Source organism: Gardnerella sp. DNF00747, assembly GCF_049262675.1.
Taxonomy (GTDB): Bacteria; Actinomycetota; Actinomycetes; order Actinomycetales; family Bifidobacteriaceae; genus Bifidobacterium; species Bifidobacterium swidsinskii.
Map to the genome: position 1 here is coordinate 1,038,688 of NZ_CP058394.1, position 20,120 is coordinate 1,058,807.

Below are 20,120 nucleotides of genomic sequence, written 5' to 3' on the forward strand. Positions count from 1 at the left end.
ACTTGAAAAAATTTTCATATTTTTTTCACAATAGCGCGAAACACACGCGACTTACAGCAATAAAGCATGTATGATAGTCAACATGAGTACAGTTACTAACATCAATGAAGATGCAGTCGCAGTTCCAGTCCGACAGGACGTATTAGCTGCGGTGAGCAATGCAGAATATTACAATCCACATGAGGTTCTTGGAGGTCACCTTGGAACTGGCAAAGGTGCCGACACTGTAACCGTCCGCGTATTGCGCCCTATGGCAAAGAAAGTTGTTATTCTTACTAAGAACGGTGAATACGAAGCTAAACACGAATATAACGGCATCTTTACAGCTGTTATTCCTGCAGTAAAGCATACAAAAACAAAGTCTTGGTCTGTTCCTAGTTATCGCGTTTACACTGTGGAAATAGACGGTTCTGAGTCCACAGATGATGATCCTTACCGTTATTTGCCTCAAGTTGGCGAACTTGACATGTACTTATTTGGAGAAGGTCGTCATGAGCGTCTTTGGGAAGCATTAGGCGCACACGTCAAAACGATAACAGATTCATGGGGACTTATATCTCCTGAAACTGGAAAGATGGTAAAGAAAGTTACTGGTACTGCTTTCTCAGTGTGGGCACCAAATGCTCGTGCAGTACGCGTAGTTGGTAACTTTAATTACTGGAATGGTCGTCGCCACGCTATGCGTTCACTCGGCTCTTCTGGCATTTGGGAACTTTTTATTCCAGGAGTTACAGCAGGAGAAGTATATAAGTACGAAATTCTTACACAATCTGGCAATTGGATTATGAAAGCCGATCCAATGGAGCGCTCTCATGAAGTTCCACCAAACACAGGATCTGTTGTTGTTGATTCTGAGTTTAAGTGGCACGATACTGATTGGATGGATGAGCGCGCAAAAACAGATGCTCACAATGGTCCAATAAGCATTTACGAAGTACAAGCTAACAGCTGGAATCGCGATTTGGGTAATTATCGCGAACTTGCTGATCATTTAGTTGATTATGTGCAAAGAGAAGGCTTTACTCACGTCGAGTTTATGCCGTTGACACAATATCCATTCTCTGGATCTTGGGGATATCAAGTAACGGGTTATTATGCAGTAGATTCTCGCCTTGGCTCCCCTGATGACTTTAAGTACTTGGTAGATAAACTCCACAAAGCAGGCATTGGCGTCATTATGGATTGGGTTCCAGCTCACTTCCCTAAGGATGACTTTGCACTCGGTCGTTTTGATGGCACAGCATTATATGAGGATCCTGATCCTATGCGAGGTGAGCATCCTGATTGGGGTACTTACATCTTCAACTTTGGTCGTCATGAAGTTCGTAACTTCTTGGTTGCTAATGCTTGCTTCTGGCTTGATGAATACCATGTTGACGCGTTACGCGTTGATGCAGTATCCTCAATGCTTTACTTGGATTACAGCCGTGAAGCAGGACAGTGGAGACCAAACATCTACGGCGGACGCGAAAATCTTGAAGCAATTGACTTCATTAAGGAAGCAAACGCAACTGCATATAAGAATAATCCTGGCATCATGATGATTGCTGAGGAATCCACTGCTTATCAAGGCGTAACTGCACCAACCGATATGGGCGGCTTAGGATTCGGCTTGAAGTGGAATATGGGCTGGATGCACGACACTTTGCAATATCTTAAAGAGGAACCAATTAATCGTCGTTGGCATCATAACGAAATTACATTCTCAATGGTTTATGCATACTCTGAGCATTATGTGTTGCCATTAAGCCACGATGAAGTTGTGTACGGTAAGGGTTCGTTACTTGGAAAGATGCCAGGAGACGAATGGCAACAGTTCGCAGGATTGCGAGCATTGCTTGCATACCAGTGGTCTCATCCAGGCAAGAACCTTCTGTTCATGGGTGGAGAAATTGGACAGTCCAGCGAATGGAACTTCAATACTTCGCTTAACTGGAATGAGCTGCAATGGCCGTTCCATCAAGGTGTGCAAAAGCTTGTTGCAGATTTGAACACTCTATATAAGAGCTCTCGTGCATTCTGGAGTCAAGACTTTACTCCTGATGGTTTCCAGTGGCTTACAAGCGACGATTCCGATCACAATACTTTAAGCTACATGCGTATTGGCGACGACGGAGAAGAAATCGTTGTAGTAGTAAACTTCTCAGGTCAAGCTTGGCAAGACTATCAGGTTGCGTTACCAAAAGGCGGACAGTGGGAAGAGATACTCACAACTGATGATGCAAAGTATTGCGGATCTAATATTCACAACGGCACATTCACTGCTACTGCTGAAGAGTATCATTCTCGACCATACTCTGCAAGAATCACTGTTCCAGCGTTAGGTGCGGTATTCTTGAAGCCAGTACAACACTGAAAGGTCTTTTTAAAATATGCTAAACGCTCCATCAGCTGGCGTAAATGCTCGTACAATTCTCGTTGTTGAGGATGAGCCGGATCTTGCTACAGCAATTGCACAACGCATTACTGCACAAGGCTGGAGAGCAAGAGTCGCTACAGATGGAGCGTCTGCTGTTAGAGCTGCCGAACAACTAAAACCTGATCTCATAATTATGGATATTATGCTTCCTATTATGGATGGGATTGAAGCAACTCGACGAATTATCTCCAAAATGCCTGTTCCTATCCTCATGTTAACAGCACGCGACGCAGAAGCCGATAAAATTGTTGGCTTAAGCGCAGGCGCAGATGATTACATGACTAAACCATTTTCGCCACGTGAGTTAATTGCTCGTTGCGCAGCATTGCTGAGACGCGTAGAACGCGCATCGCAAATAGCAAAGACAATGGAACATGAACGCACAATTAATTTTGGGTCACTTATTATTAGACCTCGTCAAAGACTTGTAACTTTAAACGACAAAGAGGTACATTTTACACCAACTGAGTTTGACTTGCTCGCTACTCTAGCTCGTCATCCTCATACTGTATTTAAGCGTGAAAAGTTACTTGAAGAGGTGTGGGATTGGCCGGATGCTTCTGGAACTCGCACAGTAGATTCACACATTAAGTCTTTGAGACATAAAATTGGATCGGAATGGATTCGTACTGTACACGGAATAGGATACGCATTCGAGCCACCTATTAGTGATTACGACAAAGTTCTGCAATCACAAGTTTCATAAATAATTACTACTTTCATAAATAGTAAATAATTACAACACTTTAGCTTCGGAAAATTCGTAAATGGTATTAGAAAATAAAATAGATAATGCTAATTCTGAGCAATATAAAAATACTAAACAACGTAATTTATTAAATAAAAACTCAAATGCTCAACTTAAAAATAAGTCAAAAATGCGATTTACGAATTCTTCTGTAAAGCATAATTATCCAAATCGACCTGTCGGATTTTTTTCATCTCTAAAAATTGAACTTTCGGCAATTATTGTTTTTGCAACAGCAATTGCTTTCGTAATGGCATGGTTTTTACTTAAAACTGGTCTAAATGGCTGGATTGCAATGCCATTAACACTTATTGTTGCTCTGGGAATTACATACATTTTTTCTAGAGGACTTACAGCACCACTTCGTCAAATGAAAAATGCTGCAGAAGCTATGGCTGACGGAGACTATTCTGTGCGAGTTGCTGTAGAAAATCGTCGTGACGAAGTAGGTAAATTAACTCTTGCATTTAATGAAATGGCAGAAGAACTTGAACATGCAGATCAAATGCGTAGAGAGCTTATAGCAAACGTAAGTCACGAACTGCGCACTCCTGTTTCTGCTTTACAAGCGATGCTTGAAAATCTTGCAGATGGAGTTGTTGATCCTACTCCATCTAATATGGAAGCTATATTAAACCAAACTCATAGACTTGCTGATCTTATTACTTTCCTTCTTGATTTATCTAGAGTTGAAGCAGGCGCGGAAAGCCTTAATATAACTTCATTTAATTTCACAGACTTTATTGACGAAATTATCGAACCACTAGAAATAGCTGATTCAGGTCATAATCATAATATTGAAGTTCAAATTAATGATGAGATTGAATTAACAGGAGATCAAGCTCGCCTTTCGCAACTTTTTACTAATATTATTTCTAACGCTCTAAAACATTCAGATGATGGAACTCGTGTTCTTATAAGTGCTCATATTAATCACAGCCAAAACTCTGTAATATGCAATGTTGTGAATTTTGGAGAACAAATTCCTCAAGAAGATCGCGCCGATATTTTCAGAAGATTTGTTAAAGGAAATCAGCGAATTGGCACAGAATCAGGAGGAACAGGATTAGGATTATCAATTGCTCGTTGGGCTGCACAATTGCACCATGGAACTGTAAAAGTAGTAGACGATAAACGCGGTCCGAACTTTGAAATTGCGCTTCCACTAAACTATAGCAATACAATAGCAAACTAACATTCGTAATCTGCTGTACGATCATCCTTATTGCATACACATGCTAAAGAAAAGCATGCCAAAACAGTAATTCCACTACTCTGTAAAGTTGAAACGCAGCTATTCATAGTTGAGCCAGTAGTTACAATATCATCCAATACAATAGCTTTGTACTCGCGTTGATTTTCAAACTTTTGCTTTCTCAATTCTTTAAAATCGATGCTAAACGCCTTAGAAATTCTGTTAGACCTTCCGCGAAAACCGGAAGTTTGCACTGATTTCGCAGTAATTCTAGCATCCATACTTACAATATCTAAAACGTATGCTCTAATGCCACTATTACACAATCGTTTAGCAACACAATTTGCAACAGGCAACATATGCTTACGTCCACGATGCCTTGATGAATGCTTAGACGACGGGACTGGTATAACAAATATAGGTTTTTCACTTATATAACAAGAATGCGAGCGCAAAAATTTAGATATAACTTCTACTACTAAATCGCCAATAAGTTCACCAAATATTTTGTCACATGCAATATCGAAATGATCCTTCCACAATAATATTGAGCGGCGAACAACCGTAGAATACGAACCACACGCGTAGCGATATCCACATACTGTTCTGGCAAATGGTGCACGTTTCCAGCATTGCAACGCTTTCTTGCAGTTTTCACACAATATATAATCTGGAGTATCACAGCCTGCACATGCGCGAGGCAAAAATAAATTAAATAAAGCAATCGCTACATTCTTCCAACTAGCAAAACGCCAATTTATAAAATCAACATCCTTGTTTTCACATACACCACAAGGTACAGATGCGTGACATGCTAATCCCCCATGAGATGTCACGCTTCTATACTTCTTTTTGTTTTGGTGGTTTATAACCTTGCGTCTCCCAACCATAATGACAGCATATGCGATAGCTTATTGGCTATGCAAATAAAAAATGTTATTGTGGATAAAAGGTATCTTAAAATGAAAAATTAATAAAATTCTATATTTCTAAAATATTAAGTACCTTATTACAAAGCTCTAAAGTATCCGAAGGATTACTTACTTTAATAATTAAAGCTCCTGTAAAGGCAGTAGGATAATCGTTTCCTCCAGGATACATACGATCGCCAATAAAAGTAATTTTTTCAATATTAACATCACAATATTGAGACAGCATTCGCAAAGCTTGAGCTTTATCGTCACCGCGCCTGTATATATCGATGCTAGTATCTCCTCCAGCGCGTACAGCAAAATTAGGTAAAGCTTGAGAAATGCTTTGTGCAAGTTGAGCTTTCAAACAACCGCTAGGATCCCAAGTTTTTTTATATTCAATAGGAGCTAGTTGTCCTAGTGCCGAAAAAGTAATTTGACTACCGCGGTTCTCTATCTGTTCTCCCCACAGCATTGGATCGCCGGGTTCTTTCCAAACGCCTATATTTTTTGCACACTTGTGTATTGCATCAATAACGCATTGCGCTTGCTTAAAATCGATAGTATGTTCATAAACACATTGCAATGACATGTCATTATTCACACGATAATAACTAGTTCCATTAGTGGGCATTATGTGAATATTTTTAAGATTAGTGCCAATAGTTAGCATATTTAAAATTTGCTTCTTAACTAACTCTAAGCAGCCACCTGTTATTACAGCAACAGGAATTATATCAATCAGCTTACTTAATGATTCAGCCATCGATTTAAGCATAGGTTTTTTAGAACATGCCAGTGTGTTATCTAAATCAAAAGCAATAAGAGACGATTTAGCAATGCTCAAGTCAAGATTAAACTCATTCCAATCATGCACTATTGGTTTGAGCATTACAAATCCTCCTGACTTTTAAAACCATATATACAGTATTCTATAGTGTGAGCGTATTTCACACACCGCATATTAATTATTTACATATTATTGCCCTAGCCTTCTCGTAAAGTGGAAGCATGACAGGTCTAATTTGGGAAGAACGTCACTATAGAAATAGGCATGGTAGAGGTCTTAGGGCACCAATATTTGGTACTCGACTTCCACAATATAGAACTGCTAGCGGAATGTTTGATGCCATGGTAGCAGCTCAAATTAGACGCCTTAACAGTGCTTGGCAAGCATTAACTAAAGACGTTCAATTCGCGGTAGAAGATGTGCCGCCTTCGCAACCACTGTTATGGGAGCAAAACCGCAGAATACTTTCGCAAGCTTTTCCAGCTAGCCGTGGTATGCAATCTAGAATTGTATTGTATAGGCTTCCGCTATACACTCATGTAAGCAGCAGAAGTGAACTTCAATATGCTATCAGAGATGAGCTTGTGCAATGCTTAGCAGAACTATACGGTCGCAGACCAGAAGAAATTGATCCAGATTGGGGTTTGTAAACAATTTTTAAATTAATTAAAATTATTAAGTATTTTAATTAATTTATAGTCGCTTATAGCAATATTTTTATTCGTATTATTGCACAATATGATTGTCAGTTTTAACGTATACCTTCATTTCTTGCGGTTCCAAAGATTGCGCAGAAAGCCAAGAAATACCTGCTATACCAGCCTTATCGATTTCATCTTTATGAATACGGGCAGACAAAGCAACTTTGCTATGCGATTTCGCAATAAACATAACTGCATCGTGCGAAATTTCTGAAACAGGAATTCTTAAAGATGCATTCGCAGGAATCGTTACGTTTTTTGTAGCAGCTAATACACCATTTAAATCAAATCCTTGCAAACGCACAGCAGTATCTTTATCACTTGAAGAAGAAAGGTATAGAGCTGTTTCATTAGCAGAAACAGGCGATACAATTGCGCCACTACCTTGTACGTTAGATGGTGTAATAAAAGCTACATCTGATTGATTATCTTTGCCATCTTTAGTAATGGACATCATTACTTGAGTAGGAACATCTCCACTTACGCTCAAAGCATTAGCACGCTCCGGAACTTTTCCAAGATCGACAACTTGCAAATGGTGTGCTTTTAACGTCAAATTCTTTACTTCTTTAGAACCTGTATCATTCATCCATGAAAGCGTTACATTACCATCTTTATTTGGCCATATATATAACTTAGATTGATCGCCTTCACTAATACCTGAAAGAATATTTGTATTAGATTGAGTGCTTAATTCATGAACAATATCTACACCTTTTACAGATAAGCCACTCATATGAACGACTTTTACAAATGATGCTATAGGTGTCTGCTCGCTTTCAACTTGCACGTATAATCCAGAAGTCTTAGGAGAGGCAGCAGCAAGATCAAAATATACATGAGAACGAGCAGGAACAGTAGAAGCACTTCCTGTAGAAAGATTTAACTGATTGCTGCCGTGCTCAGCAGACCAAGCTCTAACACGAACAACAGTGGATTTTGAAGCAGCATTAAACGCTTCTAAACGAATAGAAATTCCATCAGCAGATTCTGGAACTAGGAATGTCTGTTTCATAGACGGCATTGAACAGGTAGTTGCAGATAAACCTTTTACGTCACCTTTAGTAGCCCATGAAACCATGGAAGCAGATATTCCAGTGCCAGATCCAACTCGTGACAAATGTCCTTCTAGAACTTGAGCGTCATGATTTACATTATTGTTAGCAATAAAAGCTGACGTATCATCATCAGTTGATTTTGAATTCAACGTAATAGATTGATCATTGTTATCTCGTATGTTACGCAAGCTAGAACTATACACATCTCCAAAAGCACCATAACGAGCAGAAGATTGTAAATCGCCTTCTGATTCGTTATATTCGCTATCACCATATTGAGTCAAATCTGGAAGAGACAATCGAATAGGACAAATAGTTTGCAAACGAGTAGAACCAACACTACTTATAACGCCACTAGATGGAGTATTAGGATTGTCTACAAAGTGAGGCATTGGTAAGCATAATGCAACAACACATGCAGAAGCAATAAGTATTATTGCACTAAAAATAGCAAGTGAGACAATACTGACTATTTTGTTCTTGCGATTAATATCTACATCCGCATTTACTTCACCATGCTTAGAGCCCTCATGAGGATTTTTATGCCAGTTCATCTAATTCCTCCTCATGCCTGTCATCTGAACGTTCTATCATTGCATGTCTGCCAAATCGAGGCACGGCAACAATACAGTACAGCAGTAATACCATAGAAGAAACAATAATCCAAGGAACTCTCCACGCAAGAGGCCTAGATCGATAATACGGAGATGTAGAAGACAACGACTTAGAATCAGGCACACCATCAAATCTGCAATAAGTTCCTTGCGGTGATGAAACAACCAATTGTGTACCGTCAGAAGCGTTAACGTGTGCAATTAATTGTTCAGTAGCTTCTTTGTTAACATTACTCACTGTTTGCACAGAAGGATGTAACAATTGTTGTATTGACATAGAAGTTTTATGGGAAACCTGCTTATTTTCTGAACTATTAACAATATAAATACCGCCAATTCCAAGTTGCTTTAACGTTGAAATTGCGCCATTATCTGCATGAGATAACAATTGTGCTGAGGCACGATATATTGCTTTATTGCTTGATGAATCACCAAACATTACTTGTCTAACACGAAGTGCTGGAGATTCGTCTATTGCATCTCCCTTAGATGTTCGCATAATAGAGATTGACAAATCATGGCTACTTTGAGCTCTTAAAGCAAGTATTCGCCGAGTATCGTCTTTTCGCAAATAATCAGAAACAACCATAGGGAGCTCATTGTTATTTGCGCAAATAGATGTAGCAGGTCCGCTCAATACAGCAAAAAGACCCAAAAGAACCGCCATAGTCAACATGCTACTTGCAAGAACAGCGCGTGCTATGCGAATTATGCGCTGCAACAATTGTGCCGCAGAACGACGCATTGCAGCACGTCTACTTGCACGAGTTTTATAGTTATCAAAAATTTGAGACTCAGATTCCTTCGAAGTACGCAGTGGCTCAAAGCGTCGAACAGCTTGACCGGCAACCATGCACATACAAGATAAAATGCCGACAGTAGATAATGCGACTCCAGGCAAAACGCTTGCAGCAACAGGTCCTGAAATATCGGATGCAACTACAACACGAGCGGCAATAAGAGATAACAGCATTCCGGAAATAATCACAACCCACATCATTCGAGAAACTCGCAAAGCAAAAGGCAAAGTTAATGACGTAACAGCCATAACAACAGCTAGAATTGCAAAAATTACCATTATTATTGTTCTTAAGCTCATCAATGGCATATTAATTTCAACATTAGGAGAAGCCATATTAAAAGCGTGCAACAAAACATCAGCGTAATCGCTTACGCGTGGAGCACCTTGCACACTTCTCAATGGCAAAGCCATACTAGAGAACAATTGACGCCACATTCCAGATTCGCCATATCTAATAGCACTTCCTATTGTAGGAAGCAAAACAATTATCGATGGTATAGGCATAAGCGCGAACATAATACGATGAGAGCGCACCATAATAAACGACGCAATAAAAATAACAATAAGAGACAAAACAAGCTGCGGTTCTGCAGCTACTGGAACCATAAAGCATAATGCTGCGCATGCTGCACATTGAGTGGATTTAACAGGACGCACAGGATCTTCTGTTACGTACATTCCAACAGCATGGAACGCAAAAGCAAATGCTGCAGGCAAAAATGCCATAGTCATTAACATTGGCAAATCACCGCGTGCAAACAAACCAAAAGCAATAGCAATCATAGTCCAGCAAATACCAGCGCATACACGCACAGTATCCGAGCGCGTAAATACGCCAGCAAGAGCCCAAAAACTTAAACACATAGCTGGAGCAGCTAAGAAGAACATTAATGTGACAGCCAATAACGGGTTAGCACCAACCACAATTGATGCGATTGCCCAAATACTTAGCCATGGTGCTGGAGGAATTGCAGGTCCAAAACCATCATCAGGAACCCATGCACCAATAGCAGAATTCCATAGTTGATTGAAATCTGCACCCGTTGGTAACCATTGCTGTGCATTCCAAGAAGCGCCACTTAAAATTTCACGCCATGGAGAGCCATATAAATTCAATATGACTGCAAAAAGAAGAAGAGATGCAAGAATAACAGCACTCCACCTACGCAACACTCGAATATGCAAATGCCGCTTCGCTAGAGGACTCAACAGCACGAAATGCTGTTGAGCTTGGAAAGCAGAACTACGATCACGCCAACGTGCAACTTGATGACGATCTGCGATAAGAGGAACAAGTCGTTTTAAGGGAACACGAGTATTCCTTGCAACCCTTCTGCGAGCAAAAACTGCTCTAGGTAATTGCATAATAGCAAGCCATGGCAAAAGCAGACGAATCCACGCTATATAAGGATGTTTGGCAAACAGCGAATGCAAAGCGCCAACGAAACAAGCAGGCAAACTAAGAATCCATATAAGAGGCCACAAAAAAATACTAATATCAGTGTATTTGTAACGCTGCTTAGCTACGAGAGAAGCTGCTACACCATACTTAGATCCTGAATTATTATGATTTCTAGCATCACCGTTACGAGTACGGATACCTTCTAACCTTGCACGCCTGTGTGCGATACGAGCTGAAGGAACTACAACAACACGACCTCCAGATAGACATACTCTACGACAAAAATCTCTTGATTCGCCAAAAGTTGTCATCCATGGTTGCGTACCGCGTAAAGTCTGCCATGCAGTTAATGTGACTAAAGCACCTGCTAGCGATACTGCATACACATCTCCACGCCCATCATACTGTTCTTGATCTGGCTCGCCGTCAACAGTAAGAGTATGAACACCGTGACGCCAAGCATACATTCCAACGTTGTGCAAGATATTTCCTTGCCAATCAACTTGTTTAGCTCCCAATACTGATGCAGTCGGAGTATTGCGCCAAGTTTCACGCAAATATTCTAAGCAATGGAAGTCTGCAGGACGAGAATCATCATGCAAAAGCCATAATGCAGAAACTCCTGCACAAGGCAAAATCTTGCGCAAAGATTTTTCTATTGCATCTCCAAAAGAATGAGCATAAGAAATGGGAATAATAATTATGTGTACAGATTTATTTTCACTATTGTTTACGCGAGTATTATTTACGCGATTAGTATTTGGTCTATATTTTGAATCGCTATCAATTGCATTATTGGAATCGATATTATTAGCATTCTGCAATAATGATTTCCTAGTATTAATTGCTCCCGCAAGCTTAGATGAATTAATTTTTATTTGTAAATTCGTTTGCATAGTCTGCTTTACTCGACTAGCACAATCGACTATTACTAAAGTTCCAGGAAGAATTGATTGACTTAGTACTGCATGTAACGTATCAGCATAAAAACGAGTATCTCGCTCCACACACATCATTGCCATAATGGACGAATCCACATCATGAGGATGCGCATCTTTCGCAGATGACAGCACCTGTAAAACTTCGTCTTCAAATGTAAGATTATGAGCGGTTATCGAATCCATACTTACCAGTTTACGCAGGGGGTATGTATCCGCCAAAACACAAGTCGTAATTCTAAATAAATTTATACATATTTTATTAATTATTTTTGCTCATATTAACCAGTATGCTTCATATAAATTTAATTAGAATATTTGCGTAAACTTATTAAAATTTTCTTTAAAATATCAAATAATATTCAACACAACCAGATGTCATAAATCTCACTGCAGCATGCTATAATTACACGCTATATGTGTCCATTGAATATTGATTTATTTGATGACAAAAGAAATGATATTGCCACAACCTAAAAGGTTACTCATTATTGAGAAAGAAGGTACGATGACAACTTCACGGTATCCTGAAGGCATGCGGTACCAACCAGGCGAAGATTGGAACTCAACTCCTCATCATAGTCTTGGTTATAGAATGATTAACCGCACGCGCAAGATACTGTGCATGTTTGTTATTTCAGTACTTACATTCTTTTCAACAATCATAGCTGCAGTGTGGTTAGATTTTTCTTCTGCTGTAAGTAACAGAGTCATAAACGTTATATCTAAAGATCCAGAAGCTAATCAAACACTTGATATTAACGCAGGCAAACCAGTAACTTTTCTTGTTTTAGGTCAAGATTCTCGAGATGGGAATAATCAGAGCTTTACACATGACGGCGAAACTGGTGATCATCAGTCAGATACTACTATGGTAGTTCAAATTAGCGCAGATAGATCATACATGAATATCGTTTCTATTCCACGAGATTCTATGGTAAACGCACCAGCATGCGACACTACAAAAGGACATATTCCTGCAAGAAAACATGTGATGTTTAATTCAATTTTCGCCTTAGGATATGCGCAAGGTGGAGATTTAGCTTCAGCAGCATCATGCTCGTTAAAAGCTGTTAATTCACTTACCGGTTTAAATATTCATCATTTTATAGTCGCTGATTTCAGTGGATTAAGCAATATGATTGATGCAGTTGGTGGAGTATCTGTGTGCATCCCAACAGCAACTCGCGATGCCTATACGGGCGTGAATTTCAAACAAGGAATGCAGCATCTTAATGGTCGACTTGCTACTCAATACGCTAGAATGCGCCACGATACAGCAAGCGATGGCTCTGACATAATGCGAACAACAAGACAGCAATACTTGATTAAACAGCTTTTACATCAAGCACTATCTAAAAACTTATTTACTCAGACAAGTGAGCTTTACCAGCTTGCAAAAGCATCGTTGGGAGCATTGAATATAAGTGAAGGCTTGGCCAATCCTACCACTTTGGTCGGTTTGGCATTAAGCATGCGTAAATTAGATTCTTCACATATTTATGCTCGTACTACTCCTGTTATTCCAGATCCTTATGATCCAAATCGTGTTGTGTGGTCTGATGAAGCAAACAATATTTGGGATTTGATGCGTGAAAATAAACCGCTATCGCTAAATCATAAAACTAACGGCACTAACAAAAAGAATGCCAATAATTCGTCTAAGAATACGAATAATCAAGACAATGAAGATACGGATGACGATAACAATATAAACGAAAACGACAAGCTTAATAAAACTACAGATCCAAAGAAGATGGGACGTGTTGATCCAAAAACAGGATTAATAAAAAATTCTCAAGGACAACTTATTGATCCAAATACTGGAGGAATTGTAAATCCTGAAAATGGAACTATTCACAATCCACAAACAGGACAATACGTTGGCTTTGCAGACAAGTATGCAAACAATGTACTTTGCGCTGTGCCTAGAAAAAAATAAACACTTAAGCAAGATGTAATCTATGAATATATAATGTACGAACATAAAATTTATATATTATGTATTCATAGTCATTGAAGATACATGCTTATTTTGGAGGATGAATGAATTCGAGATTGTATGAGGACCCTTCTGAAGATAATATAAACCCACCTATCTTCACTCCTTCTCATAATAACGATTCATCTAACTCGAACGTGCCTCCTAGTTTCACTCCAAAACGCGTAAAAAGAGGCAAAATAGAGTCTAATGCACTTCCATCACAAGCGCCGTCTTTTGCGCCTACAACTCAAAGAACAAGAATCTTAAAAAGTCCAGAACAATGTTCTTCTAGACCTGTTTCTTACACATCGCAATTGCAACCAAGACCAGCACCGCGCACAAGTTCTATTTCACAAATGCGTATTCCAACAACTATAAATAAAGCAGTTGGAAGTACAGCAAAAATACTACCGCACAAACCGCACAGAATTTTACATGCATTTATTGCATTTTTTGTTGTTCTGGCAATAGGTGTAACTGGTTTTGGGGTATATTCATGGAACTGGGTTGACTCAAGAATTAACCGCACTACTTGGCTTACTAGTACTCCTAGCACTCAAGGCAAAGCATGGCTTATTCTTGGTTCTGATCAACGAGAAGGCGAAGAAGCTAAAGAGATAACAGGATTTAGAACAGATACTATTCTTGTATTGACAAAGCCGAGCAATGGTCACAGCTCTCTAATTTCTATTCCTCGAGATTCTCTTGTTTCTTTAAATGGCGAACAAGTAAAAATTAATAGCGTTGCGCAAGCAGCTGGAAATAAAGCATTAACAGCAGCAATAGAAAAAATTACAGGTCATCGCATTGACCATGTTGCAGAAATACGTTTTGGCGGTCTTACTAATGTTGTTAACGCTATAGATGGCATTGATTTATGCTACAACCGTACAGTAAGCGATAAGTTTAGCGGGTTAAATTGGACTTCTGGATGCCATCACGTTGATGGGAATACAGCGTTGGCATTTTCGCGAATGCGATACGCAGATCCAGAATCTGATTTTGGACGAGCTGCACGCCAACGAATGGTTATTGCAGCTATTATGAAAAAAGCTTTAGATCACAATACCTTATTGAATTTTGGAAAAGTAAAAAAGCTTGCTGAAACGGGACTTGCTTCAGTTATTTTTGATGAGAAAACCAATCCAGGAACATTATGGGAAATGGCTCAAGCATTCAAAGAAGCAACTGGACCGTCAGGCATATCTGGAACAGTATATTGGACGAATCCTGACTATCAAGTTCCAGGAGTTGGTTCATCTGTGCTTCTCGATGATGCTAAAAACTTAGATTTATTCAACCAACTTGCATCAGGAACTCATAAACCTGGATCAGTTGGAACTCTTGCAGAGCAACAATAATTTCGAAGTATTGTTGTGTAAACAACACTTCAATTAGATACCACAACTTAGAAAGCACTAAACTCGTATCTTTTAACCACAATCTTGCATAAGTATTGCACAAAAATCAAAAATATTGTCTCATACATTTATGGGCAACAAATCTAATACAGGAATGTCTACAACTAAAGTACTTATGCATGTACAGATGACAGCGAGTATAGTTCCCATATTCGCTCACGTAGCATTGGCTATAATGGCATGGATGCAAGATAATTGGATGATGCTAACCATGATTATTCCAAGCATTATGATGTACATAGCAAGTCTTATTCCACAAATTTTTCAATACATATCTGAGAAAAATTCTGTTCAAAATGTTCAACAAAATCAGCAAATTCAATTATTAAACACTACGCAATCGTCAAATAACGTAACTTATAATCAACAAACTGTAGAAAGTTTGCCAGATACTATTACACCAGTAAGTTTAGAAACATTACTTATGAGAAGAAATGCAATTTCTAATACGCAACATCACTGGAAAGAAGTATTGCAAACATGGTTAAAAAATGCAGGAACATACGACATAAAAAACAAATCCAATAGTATGAAGGAAAATCTAAATACAAATATTTATAACTACTTGCCTAATTCAAAAACTAAACACCTTATAGCTCCACTTGGAATAAGTAATAATGGCTACTGCTATTTAGATTTAATTAACAATGGGCCACATGCTTTAGTTGCTGGAACAACTGGTTCTGGTAAATCAGTACTTCTTACGACTTGGTGTTTAGCTTTGGCTTTTCAATACGGTCCGCAGCAGCTACGGTTTGTTTTTATGGATTTTAAAGGAGGAGCAACTTTTGACATACTATCTAAACTCCCACATACTATGGGAAACGTAGGAGATCTAAATCTTAAACACGCAATACGCGCTCTAAAAGGTCTCGAACTAGAACTAAATAGACGAGAAAGACTAGTAGCTCATCATGGATGTAATAATATTGCACAAGTAACCCCAGCTGAACCTTCATTGCTTATTGTTATTGACGAATTTCATGCTCTAAAAGATCAACTTCCCGACTACATGCCTCGTCTTATACGAATTGCATCAGTAGGCAGATCTTTGGGAATGCATATTATTGCTGGAACTCAAAATCCACTCGCACAAGTAAGCGCAGATATGAAAGCTAATATTTCTATTAATATTTGCTTGAGAGTTAGAGACGGAATGCAATCGCAAGAATTATTAGGAACAGCGCATGCAGCTAGAATAAGCCCAAATACGCCAGGAGCCGCATATTACAATATTGGAGAAGGAGTAGAAGCTTTGCGATGTGCTCAAAGCAGCAATCCTGCACATTTAGTACGAGCAATACAGTTAGCTGGTAGATTCTGCCATCATGATCATTCTCCAGAATTATTTAGCAAACCATTGCCGTCGATTCTTTCAGCAAAACAACTTGCAGAGTATTCAAATAATTACAAATACAAAAATTCGGAGCAAAAAATATCTCAAAGTTTACGTACTCAAGAATTTTATACGAAGCATATTATTATTGGGTTGCAAGACGATACCATACACTTATATCCTGCTCTATTACCAATTCACCTTGGGAATATAGCTGTTATTGGTAGTAGGAAACAAGGCAAAACAACAATATTAAAAATAATTTCTAAAACTTTAAACCTACCAATATATTCAGGAAAATCATTATGCGAACAAAACATTAATAACATTTACAACGAAAATACGCCAATTATTATTGACGATGCAGATGAATTGCTTGATCCGCTAAATACTAAACAAACTGCTATTGCTTTTCAAAAAAGATTAAATAGTAAACAATGCCCAGTTATTATGAGCACTAGCACTTCTCGCTACTTACGTTTACCTGAGCAAGCACCAGTAAGGATAATATTTCCAACAGGAGATGTGGGCACAGATACAATGCTTGGAATACCTTCTGCTTTATCTAAAAGTTTTGATATTGAAGACTATCAACTTCCAGGACGATGTGTTTTAATCACTCCAGGATCAGCAAGTTTAACTCAAATAGTGCACCTAGAATAAAATTATCTATAGTGACGCATCTTGATTTTTACGTGCGCGCAGTACTCGACGCTTTAGAGTTCTACGCTCATCCTCGCTTAATCCTCCCCACACACCGTAATCTTGGTTAGTTTCTAATGCGCATTTTAAACACTCTGTTGCAACATCACATGAGCGACATACTGCTTTTGCTTCTTCAAGCTGTTGAACTGCTGTACCAGCACTTCCAAGAGGAAAGAACAGTTCAGGATCTTTGTCACTACATGCTGCTGTTGTGCGCCAATCAAACGAGTTGCTCATGAATTATTATCCTCATTTCTTACCTACAACGGTGAGCTTTAGAAGTTCCCCTGAATGTAAGGAAATCATGAAAAGAAAGTTTTTTCAAGGTATTTTGCATCTTTATTAGCAATTTTAATTGTTCCTGTACTTTTTACACTAAATGTATAACATTTAATACACGTTGGAAAACAATTTTTACTAAAGCTACTCAATACCAGATACACGCAATTTAATGTCTAACACTACCCTAGTTCCGCCCTCTCTTCGAGGAGACCAACGAACTGTACCACCAAAATCGTTAGTGACAAATGTGTTTATAATCTGCGTTCCAAGGCCAGAGCCAGATGGTTTAGCCATTCCATGAGAAGACTCGCTATCTATACCATCTCCATCATCTTCAACGACAATATTAAGATTGTCTCCGCCCCTACCAACTGCAATACGAATATGACCTTTTTCACGACCTTCAAAACCATGTTCAACTGCATTCGTCACTAGCTCAGTTAAAACAAGAGATAATGGTGTAGCATCCTGAGCTGCTAATCTGCCAAATTTTCCAACAAAATCAATATCAATATTTTGATTCTGAGACGCCAACTCAATTGACATCTTCAACAAACTCGAAATAACTTTGTCAAAATCAACAATTTCGTCAGCAGTTTGGCTCAAGCCTTCATGAACTAGTGCTATAGTTTGCACACGACGTTGAGCTTCCTCAAGTTCTTTTCTAACTTCAATAGATTTTGTCTTACGAGCTTGCAAACGCAAAAGAGCAGAAACAGCCTGTAAATTGTTTTTTACGCGATGATGTATTTCAGAAATAGTGGCATTTTTAGTACGCAATTCTTGTTCGCGCCGCAAAACTTCAGTAACATCACGGCATAACACTACAGCTCCAACACGATTATTTGGACCCCACAGAGGCAAGGAGCGCATGGAAACTATAGAATGGTTCGCTTCAAGTTCACAATCTACATCAGCTTTTCCAGTTAATACAAGAGGTAAACTTTCGGGAACATTATCGTTCGTATGCAACAACCTAGTGCCAAATTCGCTTAAATATTCACCTTGCATAGTGTTTAATCCGCCAAGTCTGCGGAAACAACTAATGGCATTAGGGGAAGCATAACGAACTATTCCATCGTCTTCTAGCACAATAAAACCATCGGATACTCGAGCATTATGTCGTTGATTTAATACAGATTCACGATATGGGAATTGTTCACGAGGAATCATGTCAAATAAAGTCTTACCAGCATTAATACTTTCAGTTTCATAACGACCATTAGATTCACGCGTTGCCAAATTAGTTTCGCGCATAACCAATCCGAGAGTTTTACCCCTATGACGAACTGGAGCATAAACGTAGCATACAGTAGCTCTACCAATAGAACGTAAGGTCGAAGAGTGGAAACTTGTCTCAGATTTCATCGCCTCATTAAGCTCAGGTACTAAAGAATCATCTAATTTTTTACCTAACAAATCATCAGTACGCAAAGTAATAGCTGTTGAAGGACGACATTGTTCAGCAACAACATAATCACCGTCACCATTTTGAATAATCAGCAGCAAATCTGCGAAACTCAAATCTGCAATAACCTGCCAATCGACCACCAAATGGTGAAGCCACTCACGATCACTGTCATTAAAATCAGGACGAGTAGCAAGAATGTTAGAAAAATCAGCCATAATGTAATAATATATCGAACTCACAGAAAATTCTGTGAGGTATGTTGTTGTTTTAAATAAGAAAAGCCGCTCCTCCTCAATTAAAAGAAGAAGCGGTTTAATAATTTATAAATTACTCTTTAAAACTAGAAACCAAACTTAGCAGCAGTTTCGCGCAAAGTTTCAGCAGAACGCTTCAAAGCAGCCAACTCACGATCAGAAACTGGAGTGTTTAGACGAGAGTTTACACCATTGCGATTAAGCAATGTTGGCACAGACATGCACACATCAGAAATGCCGTGGAAGTCATCGAGCAAAGAAGACACTGGAAGAATGCGGTTAGTATCGCGAAGAACAGCCTCAACAATATCTACACCAGACATAGCAATAGCATAGTTTGTTGCACCCTTACCGTTGATAATCTTGTAAGCAGCGTTAACAACTTCCTGATGGATTTCTTCGCGCTTAGCAGCATCAAGTGGCTCATGACCTGGAAGAGCGTTCCAATCGCACATTGGAACACCACCAATGGTTGCAGAAGCCCACAGTGGAACTTCAGAGTCACCGTGTTCGCCAGCAATGTATGCGTGAACGTTCTTAACATTAACGCCAGTGTGCTGAGCAATCAAGAAACGAAGACGAGCGGAATCAAGGTTGGTACCAGAACCAAACATTTGGTTTGCTGGAAGACCAGAAAGCTTCATAGAAACGTGCGTAACAACATCAACAGGATTAGTAATCAACATGTAAATTGCGTTAGGAGCAACCTTCACAACGTTCGGAATGATTGACTTCATGATGTTGATAGTGGCACCTGCAAGCTCCAAACGAGTCTGACCTGGCTTCTGGCGAGCGCCAGCAGTAATCACAACCATGTCAGCATCACGGCAAATTTCCACATCGTCAGAACCGGCAATAGAAACTGCAGGATAGAAGCTAGAACCATGCTGCATATCCAAAACTTCAGCTTCAACACGTTCCTTAGCAATATCTTCAAGCACAATCTCACGCGCAACACCACGCTGAGCAGCAGCGAAAGCGAGAGTAGATCCGACCGCGCCGGCACCAATAATTGCAAGCTTAGTTGGCTTAACCTGCGAACTCACCATGAGCAAAAACCTCTTTTCAACAACCTATCACACCCTTATAAGCACACAAAATACCACGATTTATGCATTACTAAGGGCTGCTCTCACATTAAGAGCTTTT

14 protein-coding genes are annotated in these 20,120 nt (G+C 39.2%); 7 read left to right on the forward strand and 7 right to left on the reverse strand.

The window, feature by feature from the left end:
* The first annotated feature begins 82 nt into the window (after positions 1 to 82).
* The 3 genes from glgB (at position 83) to HXT32_RS04005 (ending at position 4,362) form a co-directional block, all read left to right on the forward strand.
* Complete coding sequence (gene glgB / locus HXT32_RS03995) at positions 83 to 2,356, forward strand: 1,4-alpha-glucan branching protein GlgB (protein WP_033888684.1); 2,274 nt, start codon at positions 83 to 85, stop codon at positions 2,354 to 2,356.
* Between the two features lie 16 nt (positions 2,357 to 2,372).
* Positions 2,373 to 3,125, forward strand: a complete 753-nt coding sequence (locus tag HXT32_RS04000) for a response regulator transcription factor (protein ID WP_102155265.1) — start codon at positions 2,373 to 2,375, stop codon at positions 3,123 to 3,125.
* A 61-nt stretch (positions 3,126 to 3,186) separates the two neighbouring features.
* The gene (locus tag HXT32_RS04005; protein ID WP_004110763.1) at positions 3,187 to 4,362 is read left to right on the forward strand and encodes a sensor histidine kinase; all 1,176 of its coding nucleotides are present in this window, start codon (positions 3,187 to 3,189) and stop codon (positions 4,360 to 4,362) included.
* Here HXT32_RS04005 and HXT32_RS04010 read toward each other — a convergent pair.
* Both HXT32_RS04010 and HXT32_RS04015 read right to left on the reverse strand, forming a co-directional pair.
* Complete coding sequence (locus tag HXT32_RS04010) at positions 4,359 to 5,252, reverse strand: ComF family protein (protein WP_004110765.1); 894 nt, start codon at positions 5,250 to 5,252, stop codon at positions 4,359 to 4,361. The two genes, HXT32_RS04005 and HXT32_RS04010, sit on opposite strands and share 4 nt — an antisense overlap.
* Before the next feature lie 91 nt (positions 5,253 to 5,343).
* Positions 5,344 to 6,165: an HAD-IIB family hydrolase gene (locus tag HXT32_RS04015; protein ID WP_033888683.1), complete on the reverse strand. Its 822-nt coding sequence runs from the start codon at positions 6,163 to 6,165 to the stop codon at positions 5,344 to 5,346.
* A gap of 119 nt (positions 6,166 to 6,284) precedes the next feature.
* Here HXT32_RS04015 and HXT32_RS04020 point away from each other — a divergent pair, with 119 nt between their 5' ends.
* Positions 6,285 to 6,713, forward strand: a complete 429-nt coding sequence (locus HXT32_RS04020) for a metallopeptidase family protein (RefSeq protein ID WP_285089390.1) — start codon at positions 6,285 to 6,287, stop codon at positions 6,711 to 6,713.
* 76 nt (positions 6,714 to 6,789) lie between these two features.
* Here HXT32_RS04020 and HXT32_RS04025 read toward each other — a convergent pair whose 3' ends face one another.
* Positions 6,790 to 8,376, reverse strand: coding sequence for a DUF5719 family protein (locus HXT32_RS04025; RefSeq protein WP_285089389.1), 1,587 nt, complete (start codon positions 8,374 to 8,376; stop codon positions 6,790 to 6,792).
* Positions 8,363 to 11,764, reverse strand: coding sequence for a glycosyltransferase family 2 protein (locus tag HXT32_RS04030; protein ID WP_285089388.1), 3,402 nt, complete (start codon positions 11,762 to 11,764; stop codon positions 8,363 to 8,365). Before HXT32_RS04030 ends, HXT32_RS04025 begins: the two co-directional genes overlap by 14 nt.
* Positions 11,765 to 12,086: 322 nt before the next feature.
* Here HXT32_RS04030 and HXT32_RS04035 point away from each other — a divergent pair, with 322 nt between their 5' ends.
* The 3 genes from HXT32_RS04035 (at position 12,087) to HXT32_RS04045 (ending at position 16,982) form a co-directional block, all read left to right on the forward strand.
* Positions 12,087 to 13,520 carry an LCP family protein gene (locus HXT32_RS04035; protein WP_041160486.1) on the forward strand — a complete coding sequence of 478 codons (1,434 nt, stop codon included), beginning with the start codon at positions 12,087 to 12,089 and terminating at the stop codon, positions 13,518 to 13,520.
* 104 nt (positions 13,521 to 13,624) lie between these two features.
* A complete protein-coding gene (locus HXT32_RS04040) occupies positions 13,625 to 14,923 on the forward strand; it encodes an LCP family protein (protein ID WP_012914040.1) in 1,299 nt (432 codons plus the stop codon).
* A 187-nt stretch (positions 14,924 to 15,110) separates the two neighbouring features.
* Positions 15,111 to 16,982, forward strand: coding sequence for an FtsK/SpoIIIE domain-containing protein (locus HXT32_RS04045; protein WP_421783738.1), 1,872 nt, complete (start codon positions 15,111 to 15,113; stop codon positions 16,980 to 16,982).
* 6 nt (positions 16,983 to 16,988) lie between these two features.
* On the opposite strand, the gene HXT32_RS04050 is transcribed toward HXT32_RS04045, so the two are convergent.
* The 3 genes from HXT32_RS04050 to HXT32_RS04060 form a co-directional block, all read right to left on the reverse strand.
* Entirely contained in the window at positions 16,989 to 17,261 is a 273-nt protein-coding gene (locus tag HXT32_RS04050) for a WhiB family transcriptional regulator (protein ID WP_422118904.1), read from the reverse strand.
* 186 nt (positions 17,262 to 17,447) lie between these two features.
* A complete protein-coding gene (locus HXT32_RS04055) occupies positions 17,448 to 18,932 on the reverse strand; it encodes a sensor histidine kinase (protein WP_004110792.1) in 1,485 nt (494 codons plus the stop codon).
* A gap of 125 nt (positions 18,933 to 19,057) precedes the next feature.
* On the reverse strand, positions 19,058 to 20,020 hold the full coding sequence (locus HXT32_RS04060; protein WP_004107125.1) for an L-lactate dehydrogenase: 963 nt from the start codon (positions 20,018 to 20,020) through the stop codon (positions 19,058 to 19,060).
* Between the last annotated feature and the right edge of the window lie 100 nt (positions 20,021 to 20,120).